Below are 14,711 nucleotides of genomic sequence, written 5' to 3' on the forward strand. Positions count from 1 at the left end.
AAAGAAGTACAAAACACACCTATGATAATAGGTGGAGTTCCAGTAGCAGATGCTGTAGTTACAGTATTAGAAACAGGGAGAAGCGTTAAAGTAGATCCTATTACAGGTAAGTTTAACATTCGAGTTCCAATGGGAGATTACACTTTAAGAGCAGAAGCATATGGATATTATCCATCAGAAGCAGAAGTTGCTGTAGTTGAAAATGAAACCACAAGACAATCATTTATGCTAGAAGCTAAACCACGTGGAACTATTGTTGGTACAGTAGAAGATAGATACTATGGTGACCCTGCAGCTAATGCCCTTATCAGAGTTGTAGAAGATCCAAAGGTAGCACCAGTTGTAGCTGACGAAAACGGATACTTCGAAATTCCTGATATTCTTGTAGGAACTTACACATTAAAGGTAGTAGCAGATGGATTTGAACCAGGAGAATTTACTGTAACAGTAAATGCAGACGAAGTAACAGAAGTTGAACTAGGACTAAAGAGATTCGTAGGTTATGAAGACGAGATAATCTATGATGACGGAACAGCAGAAAATGCACTAGTACTAAACAACACACCTAACGGATTAGCAGTAAGATTTACACCAGAGCAATTTGGTAAAGTAGTAGGCGCCAAGATATATTTCTGGGGAACTGATTGGCCAACTCCAGGAGGAAACAGAATAGGCTTCACAATCTATGGAACAGATGAAAATGGTACACCATATAAAGTTGGAGAACCTATATTCATGGATATTGAAAGAGGAGCTTGGAATAGAATAGACCTATCAAGCTTTGGATTTTCAACAGATAGAGACTTCTATATTTCAACTATCCAAGACAGAGCAGGAACAAATTGTCCAGGAACAGGAATAGATGAATCTTCACCACACGGAGACAGATCCTATATGAACCTAGATGGAGAATTCCAATTAATCAGTTCCGAAAACATCGAAGGTGGATTGATGATAAGAGCAATAGTAGAAAACTCTGTATCAACACCAGTGATAACAAATCTTGGAGAACTAACATATACAAATCAAGATACTATAATTGTAGAAGGAACAGTAGAAGCAGAATGTAAGGTAAATGTATACGTTAACAATGTAATAGCAGGTTCTGCAGACAGTGAAAACAAAGCATTTGCAGTAGAAGTAAACTTACCACTAGACGAAAATGAAATCATGGTAACCGCAGAATTAGACGGAGTTCAAACAGAACCATCACCAGCAGTAAGAGTAATAAAAGACAAAGTAGCACCAGTCTTAGTAGTAGAAGAGCCACTAGATAATGCCAAGATCAATGTAGAAGTAGTTCATGTAGTAGGTAATGTTACAGATGATATTGAACTAGCAAAACTACAAATAAATGAAAAAGAAATAGCAATAGACGAAGAAGGAAACTTCCATGAAAGATTAATGGTAAATGCAGGTGAAAATGAAATTACAGTAAAAGCACTTGATGGAGCAGGAAATGAAACAATTATCACAAGAACAGTAACAGTAGAGCTAGAAGCACCAGAAATCACAAACATAGAGCCATCAGAAGATTTAGAACTTAGAGCAGGAGATGTGTTAACTGTTAGTTTCAATGCACCAACAGGTGGAGAAGGTTACTTTAGACTAATGCTTCCATTTGGAGTTTCAAACAATGAAATAGGAATTCCAATGACTGAAGAAGACGGACTATATACAGGAACCTGGATAGTACCAGAAGAAATGGAAGCAGCTACTGTACAAATTGAAGTTGTATATATTAGTGAATCTGGATTTGAGATAACAAGAATAGCAGATGGAAAAATAACAATAATATCAGATGAAGAACCGGAGGAACCAGAAGAACCGTCTATTACTAACATAGAGCCATCAGAAGATTTAGAACTTAGAGCAGGAAATATATTAGAAGTAAGCTTTTATGCTCCAGAAGGATATTCAGGATACTTTAGGTTATTGCTTCCATTTGAAATATCAAATAATGAGCTTGGAATATTAATGGTTGAAGAGTCTCCAGGATTTTATAGGGGAACATGGGAAGTGCCAGAAGGATTAGTGGCAACAAACTTACAAGTTGAAGTATTGCTTATAGGCACAGATGGCACTAGATTATCAGAAATAGCAGAGGGAAGAGTTACGGTAATAGGAGAAATGGAAAACCTTCCAGTAAATGCAGTAATAATTGATGGAGAAGCCTATGATATGGACTTCCTTAACAACAATTCGGACGCACAAAGGAAACTCATTAACTGGATAAATTCTGGGGAACAAGTTTACATTAAATTAAATGAAAATACTCTAGTTAATGATGCTGGAGAAAGAATTACTATTGAAGTTTTACCTGAGGAACTAACATACTTTAATACAAAAGGTGATATGACAATATATTCAAAATAAAACAATAATACAAAAAAGGATTCCTAAATATTTAGGAATCCTTTTTTTATATGTGCAAGAAAAAGGTTAAACTCTTAACAAGGCTGACAGTGTATAAGGGAAAGCACAAAATTGTAAGAAAATTGCAACACAAAACAATAATTATTGCAATGGTATCAAAGGAAAAGGTTTGCCTAATATGAAAAACATGTAACAATTGACTTTATAACGTGGAAATTATGCTATTGTATATTTGACAATATATTCTCGAATAATATCAATCTTTTAAATAGTTTTTATTTTGAATTACAAGTTTAAGAATATTGCAAAAATTGTGTTGACAACTTTTTTTTATCGTGTTATATTATTCATTATTACAAAGAAAAGTCAGAAAGAAATAAAAAATTATATATAAAAACTATGATGAAGAGCGAACTATATAAAAATCTTTTACAGAGAGCTAGAGGAGCTGAGAACTAGCATTGATTTCATAGGGAACATCACTTCGGAGTTATATGGCTGAAAACAGTAAGCTATGGCGGTAAGCCCCGTTAGAAGGCTAAGGTTTAGATTGAACCTATTGAGTTAATTATCGTGAGATAATTATAAAGTAGAGTGGTACCGCATGGAAAGCCTCTACATGTATTTGTATACGTGTAGAGGCTTTTATTATACATTTTTTCATAAAGGGGGAATATCAAATGAATCAAGATGAGGATGGTATTATACGCAAAGGATTTTTATTATAAAAAATATAATTGTAGGGGTGGTTTAAATGAATAAAAAATTATCATTATTAGTTTCATTAGTTCTTGCATTAAGTTTATTTACAGGATGTTCTTCCGGAGCAGTTAATAGTAAGTCAGAGAGTTCAGATAAAATTAGAGTAGGTTTAAATTATGCATATTCAGGCGGAGCAGCAACATATGGTCAAGGACTTACAGAGGGTATTGAATTAGCTATAGAAGAGATTAATAAAAATGGTGGAGTGCTTGGAAAACAATTAGAGCCTGTAAAAATTGATAATAAATCAGATGCTACGGAATCAGCTAGTGCCTCTACAAAGTTAGCTACTAGAGAAAAAGTTGTTGCTATATTAGGCTCAGATACATCAGGTAATACAAAGGCGGCAATTCCTGCGGCAATGCAAAGCAAGGTTCCTCTAATTTCAGGTTCTGCAACTGCTGATGATGTTACAGTTGATAGTAATGGCAATGTAAAAGATTATGTATTTAAGACTTGCTTTAATGACTCTTTCCAAGGGATTATGATGGCAGAATTTGCTTACAATGATTTAGGTTTCAAGAATGCAGCAATTTTAGCAGATACTACTAGTGACTATGCACAAGGGCTTTCAAAAAGTTTTAATGAAACATTTACAGAACTAGGTGGGGAAGTCCTAACTGAAGAAGCATATCAAGCGAAAGACACAGATTTTAAAGCTGTTTTAACAAATATTAAGGGTACAAATCCAGAAGTATTATTTGTTCCAGGATATTATGAAGAAGTAGGGCTAATTATTAGACAGGCAAGAGAATTAGGATTAAATGTACCTATTCTTGGTGGAGATGGGTACGAATCTCCAAAGCTTGTAGAGATAGCAGGTAAAGATACTTTAAATGATGTATTTTATTCAAGCCATTATTCTCCACTGGATGACTCAGATGTAGTTGTAAAATTCAAAGAAAACTTTAATGAAAAATATGGCAAGGCTCCAGATGCTTTTAATGCATTAGGATATGATTTAGCTTATTTTTTAGCAGATGCAATAAATAGAGCTGGGGAAGCTAATGCAGAAAAAATAAGAGATGCTCTTGCTTCAGCTAAAGATTTTAATGGTGTAACAGGAACCTTGTCAATAGATGAAAAACATAATCCTGTAAAATCAGTAACAATCATAGAGATGAAAGATGGGGAGCCAACATTTTTAAAGAAATTAGACCCGCAAAAATAAATGAAGTAAATGAAGGGGTCAGGCTTTTATAATTTTGTAATTAGAAATTAAGTGCCAGAAAGTTCAGCGATGGTGTAACTATGGGTTCGGTGGTTTAGTGGTAGTTTAACGATTATTTAACTACTGCTTGACTACTGTTCAACTATCGTTTAACTACTGTTCTACAATTGTCACCCTAGGAAGGGCAGAATTAACATTACTTACGAAGGACTTAGATAGGAAGTGAAAGCAATGGAACAATTATTTCAACAGTTGATAAATGGAGTATCACTAGGAAGTATATATGCATTAATAGCACTTGGATATACTATGGTGTATGGAATCATAAATCTAATAAACTTTGCTCATGGTGAAATCTACATGGTGGGTGCATATGTAGGGTTCGCATTAACAACCTTTCTCAAATTAGGTTTTTTACCTTCCTTACTCATTTCAATGGTAGTATGCAGTTTGCTAGGTATGCTTATTGAAAAGGTTGCATATAAACCGATTAGAAATTCAACAAGAATTTCAGCACTAATTACTGCTATTAGCGTATCTTTGTTTTTACAATATTTTATGATGTATTTTGTTGGACCACAGACAAGAACTTTTCCAGAAGTTCTAAAAAGTAAAAAATTGACATTCTTTAATGGTAATGTAATACTTGATGCAAAAAACATTTATATAGTTGCCATTACAATAATATTGATGATTGCACTTCAATATATTATTCATAATACTAAAGTAGGTAAAGCCATGAGGGCAGTTTCTCTTGACAAAGAGGCTGCAGAGCTTATGGGAATCAATGCAAATAAAATAATATCATATACTTTTGCTATAGGCTCTGCATTAGCAGGTGCTGCGGGAGTTCTTGTAGGAGTTTATTATAATACTATAAATCCATTAATGGGAGCAACTCCTGGATTAAAGGCATTTATTGCAGCTGTATTAGGTGGAATAGGTGTAATTCCTGGAGCTGTATTTGGAGGTTTTTTTCTTGGAATGACAGAAACCATAGTAAGTGCTTATGGGGGTTCAGTATTCAAAGATGCAGTTGCTTTTGCAATCCTTATTTTAGTCTTGTTAGTAAGACCTAATGGGCTTTTAGGTAAAAATTCAAAAGAAAAGGTGTAGGAGGTGCAGAGAAAATGAAAGGATTTAGCAAAAGTAACATTATTAGCTTTATCATATTGATTTTATCTTATTTTTTAGTTCAGCTTTTAATAAACATAGGAATCATTGACTCATATATTCAATTAAATATTGTCCTAGTAGGAATCAATATTATATTAGCTGTTAGCTTAAATCTCATTACTGGCTTTACAGGTCAGTTTTCATTAGGACATGCAGCTTTTATGGCAATAGGAGCATACACTTCGGCAATTATTACAGCTAAACTTGGTCTACCTTTCATTATAGGTATATTAGTAGCAGGAATTACTGCAGCATTAGCAGGTGTTTTCATTGGTATTCCAACTCTTAGATTAAAGGGTGACTATCTTGCTATAGCTACACTTGGATTTGGAGAAATCATAAGGATTGTGGCTTTAAATACAGACTACGTAGGAGGAGCCATAGGATTTAATGATATTCCTCAATATACAAATTGGACTTGGATTTTTATTATAACAGTAGCTACTGTCGTGCTAATTAGACAATTTATTAATTCCTATCACGGAAGAGCCTGTATTTCTATTAGAGAAGATGAGATAGCAGCAGAGGCTATGGGAGTAAATATAACATATTACAAGGTATTAGCTTTTGCTATTGGAGCATTTTTTGCAGGAATTGCAGGTGCACTATATGCAAATTATTTTTATTTTATAAAGCCTGACTCATTTGGTTTTATGAAATCTATTGATATATTAGTTATTGTTGTGTTTGGAGGCATGGGAAGCATTACAGGGTCAATTGTTGGGGCAATTGTATTATCTGTGATTTCACTATTTCTTCAAAACATACCGGAACTAAGAATGGTGATTTATTCTCTAATTCTTTTTGGAATAATGGTTTATAGACCAACAGGCCTTATGGGAAGTCAAGAGTTTAAACTATTTGGAAAGGGGGTTAAACCTAATGGCAGTATTGAAAGTAGATAAACTATCAAAATCCTTTGGCGGGATAAATGCAGTTTCAGATGTAAGTTTAAGCGTAGAAAAAGGAGAAATCATTGGGTTGATTGGGCCAAATGGAGCAGGAAAAACCACCTTTTTCAACTTGTTAACAGGAATTTATACTCCTACTTCAGGAGATATTTTCTATGATTTGAACAAAACAGTTGCAACTAAGGACTTAAAACCTCATAAAATAATACACTTTGGAATAGCGAGAACATTTCAAAACATAAGACTTTTTCAAAAAATGTCTGTAATAGATAATGTGCTTATTGGTTTTCATCATGGGTTAAAATATGGAGTAGCATCAGCTTTATTTAGGCTACCTTCATATTATAAAAGCGAAAAAAATACTTACGAAGATGCACTTCAGCTTCTTGCTAAGTTTGATTTATTAGACAAAAAAGATGAGCTTTCAAAAAATCTATCCTATGGAGATCAGAGAAGACTTGAAATAGCTAGGGCTTTAGCTGCAAAACCAAAGCTTCTTCTTTTAGATGAACCTGCTGCAGGTATGAATCCAAAAGAGACAAAGGAGCTTAAAGAGCTAATTAAATGGATTAGAGAATGCTTTGACCTTACTGTTATAGTTATAGAACATGACATGTCATTAGTTATGGAAGTGTGTGAAAGAATTTTTGTTTTTGATTATGGAACGCTAATTGCTAGCGGTGTACCGGAGGAGATTCAAAGAAACGAGAGGGTAATTAAGGCTTATCTAGGTGAGGAGGAATAATAATGTTAGAGCTTATAAATGTAAATGTATTTTATGGGGGGATTCATGCCTTAAAGGATATAAGCCTTAAAGTGATGGATGGAGAAATAGTTACACTTATCGGAGCTAATGGAGCAGGGAAAAGCACTACCTTAAAAGCTATATCTGGACTGAAGAAGCCAAGCAGTGGAGAGATAAAGTTTAGTGGGAAAAAGATTAATTCTTTAATTGCACCCGACATTGTTAAATTAGGCATATCTCATGTTCCCGAAGGGAGAAGAATTTTTTCGAAAATGAATGTTATGGAAAATCTTGAAATGGGAGCTTTCACAAGAACAGATAAAGTAGAAGTTAATAAAGATTTTGAAAAGATATTTTCTTTGTTTCCAAGACTCAGTGAAAGAAAGGGGCAAATGGCAGGAACTTTATCTGGAGGAGAACAGCAAATGCTCGCTATAGGGCGTGCTCTTATGTCCAGACCTAAGCTTATTCTACTAGATGAGCCTTCCATGGGTCTTGCACCAATTGTAGTAAAGGAAATCTTCTCAATTATAAATAGTATAAATAAAGCAGGAACAACTGTATTACTTGTTGAGCAAAATGCACATATGGCACTTAGTACTGCGGATAGGGCCTATATTATAAGAAACGGAGAAATCGAAATAGAGGGAAATGCGAAAGAACTGCTACAAAATGAAAAGGTTAAGAAGGCGTATTTAGAGGGCTAGCTGTATGAAAATCTTTAATATTAATAACAACCTATCAGAGAAAAAACATTACCTGAACGTAGAGAAGAATTGCACAAAGAAATACTTCTCTACGTTTAGAGTGACTATTTTACTTACCTTCAAATATTAGCTTTACTCAATAATAGTCATAACCTCATCTACAGGTTTTCTAGGAGGACTAGTTAGCTCAGACTCCTCTGGAATCCCCAAAGGAGTAATAGCAGCAAGATAATATCCTTCTTTCATAAATCCTATAAAATTGCTTATTTCCTTACCTGCAAAGTTTGGACTTGTCATCCAGCAGGTTCCATATCCCATGTTGGCAGCAGCAAGCATAAGATTTTCAACTGTTGCACCAATATTTTGTATTCCCGGTGTTGGCCTAAGTAAATTTTCTATTTCTTCATCAGTTGCTCCTTTTGCCTTGAACACATCAAGCCCTGTAGTAGGATATGGACCAGCAAAAATAAGTATAGTTACAGGAGCATTTTTAAATATGGTTGCATATTTTAAATATCTGAGAAATCCTTTTTTTAGTTCTTCATCATTAACAGATTCTACTATTTCATATGCCTTTTTTTCAATAACATTAACCATACCATCAATCTTTTCTCTATTTCTAACAACGACGAAGTGCCAGTTCTGTAGGTTTTTCCCTGATGGCGCATATGTAGCAGCTTCAATTATCTTACTAATATCTTGCAAAGGAACATCATTGTCTTTAAATTTTCTAACACTATGTCTTTTATAGATAAAATTAAGATTATTCATTTTTCCCTCCCTAATATATTTATTGAGTATATTAATTATAGTATATCAAAAAATATCTAGACTGAAAATTTATTACCATTAAAGAAATATAAGTTACAGTGGAAAGTATATGCTATCCTAAAAATTCTGGATTTTTTTTATAATCAGAACGTACTGCCTTTTGAAGAATTGTAAGATGAATTTTAGGATTTCCATTTTCAAGATTATGAGAATATTTAGTTCCGCAGGTTTTACATTCAAGATATTCCTTGCTATTCATAATCTTTCTATAGTCAAATAAAAAAGGCAGTCTGTCATCTTTTTCGCTCCATTTATCTGTGAGTGGTGTATCTAGCTTATAGGTATACAAAAAGGTGGCTTCTCTTTTCATTTCAAAATGTACTCCCTTGCATTCAGGACATACTAAATATTTATTTATATCCATAATTCACAATCCTTTCTATAATCAAGTCTCAAGATTGAATTCTTTAAATTCATAATATTGATCAAGAGTATCATAAGTATTATTAGCATTAAAATAGATATGTATTACAGCTTTGACTTTCTTATTTAATCCAAAGGGCAAAAAGGATTGTAAAACATTTGCAATATTTAGAAGACTAGGCAAGCCTAATCTTCTAAAATCCTCTTTCATATTGTTTTGGATAATCTATATCAAAACTATTTTTATGAGCACTGTTTAGTACCCAATATGGATTTCTTAATAGTTCCCTACCAAGAGCTATTAAATCAGCCCTGTCATTAGAGAGTATTTCTTCTACTTGGTCATATTCTTTTATTAAGCCCACAGCTATTGTTGGAATGTTGCATTCCTTCCTTATAACTTCAGAATATCTAACTTGATATCCGGGATATGTTTTGATACTTACATTTTCTAATCCTCCAGAACTAACATGAACTATATCAATATCATTTTTTACTATATTGATTATTTTAACCATTTCATTAATGTCAAGACCTCTATCTAAATAATCATCTGCAGATATTCTGAGTAGTATAGTTTTTTCCTTAGGCCATACTTCTTTAATGGAAGAGATTATTTCTTGTAAAAATCTCGTTCTATTTTCAATACTACCTCCATACTCATCCTTTCTCATGTTAGAGCGTGGTGATAAAAATTCATGAATTAAGTAACCATGGGCTCCATGAATTTCAATTGCATCGAAACCAGCATCATTGGCTCTTTTTGCAGCATATTTAAAATTATTTACAATTTCTTTAATTTCTTCTCTAGCTAGTTCCTTTGGAATCCTATAAGAGTCACTAAACTTATAAGATGTAGGTGCTACTGTAGTTTCGCCTTCAGCACCACACTTTCTTCCTGCATGGGCTAATTGTATTGCAATCTTAGCACCATGTTCTTTGCAGCCATCTACTATTGATTTTAAGCCAAGTATTTGCTTGTCATTCCAAATACCTAAATCTTTGCTTGATATTCTTCCATTTGGAGCTATGGCAGTAGCTTCAACAATAATAAGCCCAACACCACCAACAGCCCTAGTCATGTAATGTGTAACATGCCAATCTTTAACGCATCCAGATTCATCTGATGAGTACATGCACATTGGGGGCATTACTATCCGATTTTTTAGTTTCAAACCTCCAATACTATATTCATTAAAAGTTTTCACCTTTATCACCTTCCTTCTTTAATATATACCACTATCTAAATAATATTATCTAGTTTAAAGTATTTTATTTATTTTTCTATTATTAGGCTAAACTGAAGGGTATGTAAAAATTATTATAAACAAAAAAAGAAGAAAAGTAATAGGTGCTTCAATTATCTGACCAAACGCTACAGATTTAATTAATGAGATTTCTATTGCAATAACAAATAATCTTACAGTAAATCAAATAATAAAAATAATTCATCCACATCCAACGACACCAGAATCTGTATTTTAAGCAGCCCTAGCAGAAAATAATTGCTGTATTCAAAACTAATTATTAATGTATATAATAAAAGCTTCTCTCTAGCTTATGTAATCATTACTGCTAGAAAGAAGCTTTATTTTTATAATTTTTTTTGTATAATACTATAATTCTTATAGTATTATAACTAAGAAAGTTGTTCAAACAATCCTCTACAATGATATAATCAATATAGTTCGTTTTTTATAATTTATAAAAGGCTTAATTATCTTTTAGTTTACCTATACATACAATATATTATTAGGTGTAAAATAAAGGTAGAGTTTACTATAAAATTAGATTATAATTAGGAATATACTTATGTACCGAGGAGGATATTAATGATAGAGTTAGGAAAAATTCAAAAGCTAGAGGTTATTAGAAAAACAGAATTTGGTTTGTATTTAAATACAAAAGAAAGAAAAGATGATGATATTTTGTTACCCATCAAACAAGTACCAGAAGGTATTAAGATAGGAGATGAAATAGAGGTATTTGTATATAGGGATTCAAAAGATAGGATAATAGCAACAACGAAAAAACCTAAGCTTGTAGTCGGTGAGATTGGAGTACTTAGAGTAGTAGAAACCACTAGAATAGGTGCTTTTCTAGATTGGGGTTTAGAAAAGGATTTATTGCTGCCTTTTAAAGAACAAAAAGGTAAAGTAGAGAGAGGTAGAGAGTATTTGGTAGGATTATATGTAGATAAAAGCAATAGGCTTTGTGCAACTATGAAAACTAATAGAATTTTATCAAGCCATTCACCTTATAAAGTAGATGATAGAGTTCAGGGAATAATTTATAGAATAAACAAAGATATGGGAGCATTTGTTGCAGTAGATAACAAATATGATGCAATGATACCTAAAAAGGAACTTTATTGGACTTATAGAATTGGCGATAAAATTGAAGCAAGAGTAACTAAAGTAAGAGAAGATGGCAAGCTAGCCTTAAGCCTAAGAGAAAAAGGTCAAATACAAACAGACGAAGACGTGATACATGTTTTAACAAAGATGATTAAGAATGGCGGAGTATTAATGCTAAATGATAATAGTTCTCCAGAAGAAATAAAAAATCAACTTAATATGAGCAAAAGCGCATATAAAAAAGTTATAGGAAGATTATTAAAAGATAAGAAAATTGAAGTTACTAAAAATGGAGTAAAGCTATTATAGCAATATTTGAGAACAAATATCACTTGCGAATAATTATCAAAAATAGTATAATGTCATTGGTTGCTGGATTAATTTATATAATTATTTAGAGGAGGAATTTAATTTGGCAAGACCAATGGGTCCAAGATTTAAGACAGCGAGACGCCTTGGAGTTAATGTATTTAATCACCCAAAAGCTCTTAAGAGAGGAGCTAAAATATTAAGTAAGCAATCTGATTATGGAAAGCAGCTTATGGAGAAACAAAAGTTAAAAGCATATTATGGAATGCTAGAGAAACAGTTTAAAATATATGTGAATGAGGCTCTTTCTTCAAAAGGAAACCCTGGAGAAAAGCTAGTCCAAAGATTGGAATGTCGTTTAGACAATATTGTTTATAGATTAGGCTTTGGTTCCACATTAAGACAAGCTAGACAAATAGTAGTCCATGGTCATATACTTGTAAATGGCAAGAAAGTTGATAAGCCTTCATATAAATTAGAGGTTGGAGATGTAGTTTCACTAAAAGAAAAATCAAGAAAAAATGAGATGTTTAAAGAAAATTTCCTAGCTCAGGAATTAAAGTTGAATTATTTGGAAAAAAATCTTGAGGGTTTTTCAGGAAAACTAGTGTCTGTTCCTAATAGGGAGGATGTGCCAATAGAAGTAGTAGACTCTTATATTATTGAGCTCTATTCAAAATAATAATAGTAACTTTGAAAGCTTAAGTAGATAAATAGTATTAAAGAAAAAAATCAGAGAATGTGTAAAGAATCTCTGATTTTTTATTTTGTTAAGAAATTATTAATATATGTGTTATGCAAAATTTAATATTTATGGGATATAATCATAATACATAAGTTCTTAAATGTTTTAATGAATTGATTTGAAGTATTTTTTAAAAACTGGATGACTAAAATTCTATAAAGGTATTATTGGAGTGATATTTATGACAACAATTAACATGTTATCATCTGCTGAAAAAATAAAAGGTCAAGGAGTAGCTTCTGCTTATATAGAACAAGTGAATCTCGTAAAAAATAGTTTATCGGATGAGTATAATATAGAAATAAATAAATTCAAACTTTCAGATATTACCCATTATCATACTGTGGATTTTAAGCATTTTTTGAGTTTGCCTTTTACTAAGGTTTCAGGAAAAACAGTTGGCTATGTTCACTTTCTTCCTGAAACTGTAGAAGAGAGCTTAGAAATGCCCTCACTTTTTAAAAAGGCATTTTATAAATACATTATTACATTTTATAATAAAATGGATTATTTAGTTACTGTAAATCCATGCTTTATAGATAAGCTTTGTGAATATGGAATAGATAGAAACAAGATAACATATATACCTAATTTCGTTTCGTCTAAAGATTTTTATCCATATGATATAACTAAAAAGAAAGAGGTAAGAAAAAGATATAACATAGATTCTGAAGCATTTGTTGTATTAGGAGTAGGGCAAGTGCAAACTAGAAAGGGAGTCCTTGATTTTGCGAGAATTGCAAAGTCTATGCCTGAAGTTCAATTTGTATGGGCAGGAGGTTTTTCCTTTGGGAAAATTACATGTGGGTATAAAGAACTAAAGGAAATAGTAGATTCCCCACCTGAAAATGTGAAATTTATCGGAATTATAGAGCGTAAGGATATGAACTCAGTATACAATATGTCAGATGTTTTCTTTTTACCATCGTATAATGAATTATTTCCTATGTCTATTTTAGAAGCTATGAATTGTCATATACCAATTGTTCTAAGAGATATTGACATATATAAGAATATATTGTTTGATTATTATTTAAGAGCAGATGAAAATAAGGAATTTGAAGGAATATTGTACAAACTAAAACACGATAAGAATCTTTATAAAAATGCAAAAGAGAGTTCAATAAGAGGAAGCGCATATTATTCAAAAGAACATGTATTGAAACTATGGAAGAAATTTTATGATGATATAAGCAAGGATTTAAAGATGAGACGGTTTTGGAGCAGAAGATATGAAAAATAAGATAATTAAATTAATATTAGGATTACTATTTAGCATAGGAGTATTTACTTATATTATTTTAGCTAATGGATTAGATAAAATAATGAAGCAACTATTGATGCTGGATCCATATTGGATTATTCTTGCTATTTTTGCTATGGTAATTTACTGGATTTTAGAAGCTAAAGTACTTCATATGATTGCTAGTTCTTTAAAGGCAAAGATAAGATTTAGAGATTCTTTTAAGGTTACTATGACAGGTCAGTTTTTCAACTCTATAACTCCTTTTGCAACAGGGGGACAACCTGCCCAAGCCTATGAGCTGTCGAAAAATGGGATTAACTTAGGAGTAGGGAGCTCTATTTTAACTGGAAAGTTTATAGTGTACCAATCAGTTTTAACTCTCTATTCTTTTATAATACTTGTATTTAAATTAGGTTTTTTTAAAGCTAGACTATCAAATTTTACTCATCTTGCAACAATAGGCTTTATTGTAAATACTGCAGTAATAGTTTTTTTAATATTACTTTCATCATATATGAACTTTGCTCATTTTATAGTAGTATTTCTTTGTAAGTTTTTAGAGAAAATTAGAATTATTAAAGACGCAGATAAATTAGTTGAAAAAATTCAAGCACAATTAAAGCTATTTAGAGATAGCTTTGTAAATATAAGAAGCAATCCTTTGCTAATTTTGAAAACTTCTCTACTCACTATGCTCCAATTATTGTCATTTTTTATAATACCATATTTTATCTATAGAGCCTTTGGATTAAATGGCAAATTTATAGGTAATATGATAGCTGCTGAGGCTTTTGTAGTTATGATTACATCTTTTATTCCTATACCTGGAGCAAGTGGTGGAGCAGAAGGAAGCTTTTATATGTTCTTTAGCTTATTTTTTGGTAAAAGTATCATTGGAATAGCTGTGTTAATATGGAGGATTATAACCTTCTATTTTAATATATTGTTTGGAGGACTTTTTACTTTATTATCTCGTAGAGAAGCAAGTAATCAAAAGATATAAAAAAATATT

13 protein-coding genes, 1 pseudogene and 1 other annotated feature are annotated in these 14,711 nt (G+C 32.1%); of the genes and pseudogenes, 11 read left to right on the forward strand and 3 right to left on the reverse strand.

Going from position 1 to position 14,711, the window contains the following annotated elements; all coding sequences use genetic code 11:
• The 6 genes from ABV008_RS01795 to ABV008_RS01820 all read left to right on the forward strand — a co-directional run.
• Window positions 1–2,376: carboxypeptidase regulatory-like domain-containing protein (locus ABV008_RS01795; RefSeq protein ID WP_352418100.1), on the forward strand; the 2,376-nt coding region annotated here is incomplete at its 5' end.
• Between the two features lie 390 nt (window positions 2,377–2,766).
• Window positions 2,767–2,996 (forward strand) — a binding site (T-box leader).
• Between the two features lie 134 nt (window positions 2,997–3,130).
• On the forward strand, window positions 3,131–4,309 hold the full coding sequence (locus tag ABV008_RS01800; RefSeq protein ID WP_352418101.1) for an ABC transporter substrate-binding protein: 1,179 nt from the start codon (window positions 3,131–3,133) through the stop codon (window positions 4,307–4,309).
• Window positions 4,310–4,540: 231 nt separating this feature from the next.
• Window positions 4,541–5,425: a branched-chain amino acid ABC transporter permease gene (locus ABV008_RS01805; protein WP_352418102.1), complete on the forward strand. Its 885-nt coding sequence runs from the start codon at window positions 4,541–4,543 to the stop codon at window positions 5,423–5,425.
• 14 nt (window positions 5,426–5,439) lie between these two features.
• Complete coding sequence (locus ABV008_RS01810; RefSeq protein WP_352418103.1) at window positions 5,440–6,390, forward strand: branched-chain amino acid ABC transporter permease; 951 nt, start codon at window positions 5,440–5,442, stop codon at window positions 6,388–6,390.
• A complete protein-coding gene (locus tag ABV008_RS01815; RefSeq protein WP_352418104.1) occupies window positions 6,368–7,141 on the forward strand; it encodes an ABC transporter ATP-binding protein in 774 nt (257 codons plus the stop codon). The genes ABV008_RS01810 and ABV008_RS01815 overlap by 23 nt, the downstream gene beginning before the upstream one ends.
• 2 nt (window positions 7,142–7,143) lie before the next feature.
• Window positions 7,144–7,848, forward strand: a complete 705-nt coding sequence (locus ABV008_RS01820; RefSeq protein WP_352418105.1) for an ABC transporter ATP-binding protein — start codon at window positions 7,144–7,146, stop codon at window positions 7,846–7,848.
• Window positions 7,849–7,980: 132 nt separating this feature from the next.
• Here the strand turns inward: ABV008_RS01820 and ABV008_RS01825 are convergent, their stop codons facing one another.
• From ABV008_RS01825 to namA, 3 genes are all read right to left on the reverse strand, one after another.
• Complete coding sequence (locus ABV008_RS01825; RefSeq protein ID WP_352418106.1) at window positions 7,981–8,619, reverse strand: nitroreductase family protein; 639 nt, start codon at window positions 8,617–8,619, stop codon at window positions 7,981–7,983.
• A gap of 112 nt (window positions 8,620–8,731) precedes the next feature.
• Window positions 8,732–9,043: a hypothetical protein gene (locus ABV008_RS01830; RefSeq protein WP_352418107.1), complete on the reverse strand. Its 312-nt coding sequence runs from the start codon at window positions 9,041–9,043 to the stop codon at window positions 8,732–8,734.
• Window positions 9,044–9,236: 193 nt separating this feature from the next.
• The gene (gene namA / locus ABV008_RS01835; protein WP_352418108.1) at window positions 9,237–10,250 is read right to left on the reverse strand and encodes an NADPH dehydrogenase NamA; all 1,014 of its coding nucleotides are present in this window, start codon (window positions 10,248–10,250) and stop codon (window positions 9,237–9,239) included.
• Window positions 10,251–10,422: 172 nt separating this feature from the next.
• On the opposite strand from namA, the pseudogene ABV008_RS01840 reads away from it, so the two are divergent.
• From ABV008_RS01840 to ABV008_RS01860, 5 genes and pseudogenes are all read left to right on the forward strand, one after another.
• Window positions 10,423–10,527, forward strand: a pseudogene (locus ABV008_RS01840) (oxidoreductase dimerization domain-containing protein); the annotation flags it as partial.
• Between the two features lie 347 nt (window positions 10,528–10,874).
• On the forward strand, window positions 10,875–11,708 hold the full coding sequence (locus tag ABV008_RS01845; protein ID WP_352418109.1) for a CvfB family protein: 834 nt from the start codon (window positions 10,875–10,877) through the stop codon (window positions 11,706–11,708).
• Between the two features lie 103 nt (window positions 11,709–11,811).
• Complete coding sequence (gene rpsD, locus ABV008_RS01850) at window positions 11,812–12,390, forward strand: 30S ribosomal protein S4 (RefSeq protein WP_352418110.1); 579 nt, start codon at window positions 11,812–11,814, stop codon at window positions 12,388–12,390.
• Between the two features lie 244 nt (window positions 12,391–12,634).
• Window positions 12,635–13,696 (forward strand): glycosyltransferase family 4 protein, encoded by a 1,062-nt coding sequence (locus ABV008_RS01855; protein ID WP_352418111.1) that lies wholly within the window; start codon window positions 12,635–12,637, stop codon window positions 13,694–13,696.
• Window positions 13,686–14,702 carry a lysylphosphatidylglycerol synthase transmembrane domain-containing protein gene (locus tag ABV008_RS01860; protein ID WP_352418112.1) on the forward strand — a complete coding sequence of 339 codons (1,017 nt, stop codon included), beginning with the start codon at window positions 13,686–13,688 and terminating at the stop codon, window positions 14,700–14,702. Before ABV008_RS01855 ends, ABV008_RS01860 begins: the two co-directional genes overlap by 11 nt.
• Window positions 14,703–14,711: the final 9 nt, after the last annotated feature.

This window comes from Proteiniborus sp. (assembly GCF_040308045.1).
In the GTDB taxonomy this organism is placed as follows: Bacteria; Bacillota; Clostridia; order Tissierellales; family Proteiniboraceae; genus Proteiniborus.

Excerpts from the sequence above, each read along its gene's own strand:
- ABV008_RS01800 (WP_352418101.1), top strand. The coding sequence starts at position 3,131 with ATGAATAAAAAATTATCATTATTAGTTTCATTAGTTCTTGCATTAAGT.
- ABV008_RS01805 (WP_352418102.1), top strand. The coding sequence starts at position 4,541 with ATGGAACAATTATTTCAACAGTTGATAAATGGAGTATCACTAGGAAGT.
- ABV008_RS01810 (WP_352418103.1), top strand. The coding sequence starts at position 5,440 with ATGAAAGGATTTAGCAAAAGTAACATTATTAGCTTTATCATATTGATT.
- ABV008_RS01815 (WP_352418104.1), top strand. The coding sequence starts at position 6,368 with ATGGCAGTATTGAAAGTAGATAAACTATCAAAATCCTTTGGCGGGATA.
- ABV008_RS01820 (WP_352418105.1), top strand. The coding sequence starts at position 7,144 with ATGTTAGAGCTTATAAATGTAAATGTATTTTATGGGGGGATTCATGCC.
- ABV008_RS01825 (WP_352418106.1), bottom strand. The coding sequence starts at position 8,619 with ATGAATAATCTTAATTTTATCTATAAAAGACATAGTGTTAGAAAATTT.
- ABV008_RS01830 (WP_352418107.1), bottom strand. The coding sequence starts at position 9,043 with ATGGATATAAATAAATATTTAGTATGTCCTGAATGCAAGGGAGTACAT.
- ABV008_RS01845 (WP_352418109.1), top strand. The coding sequence starts at position 10,875 with ATGATAGAGTTAGGAAAAATTCAAAAGCTAGAGGTTATTAGAAAAACA.
- ABV008_RS01855 (WP_352418111.1), top strand. The coding sequence starts at position 12,635 with ATGACAACAATTAACATGTTATCATCTGCTGAAAAAATAAAAGGTCAA.
- ABV008_RS01860 (WP_352418112.1), top strand. The coding sequence starts at position 13,686 with ATGAAAAATAAGATAATTAAATTAATATTAGGATTACTATTTAGCATA.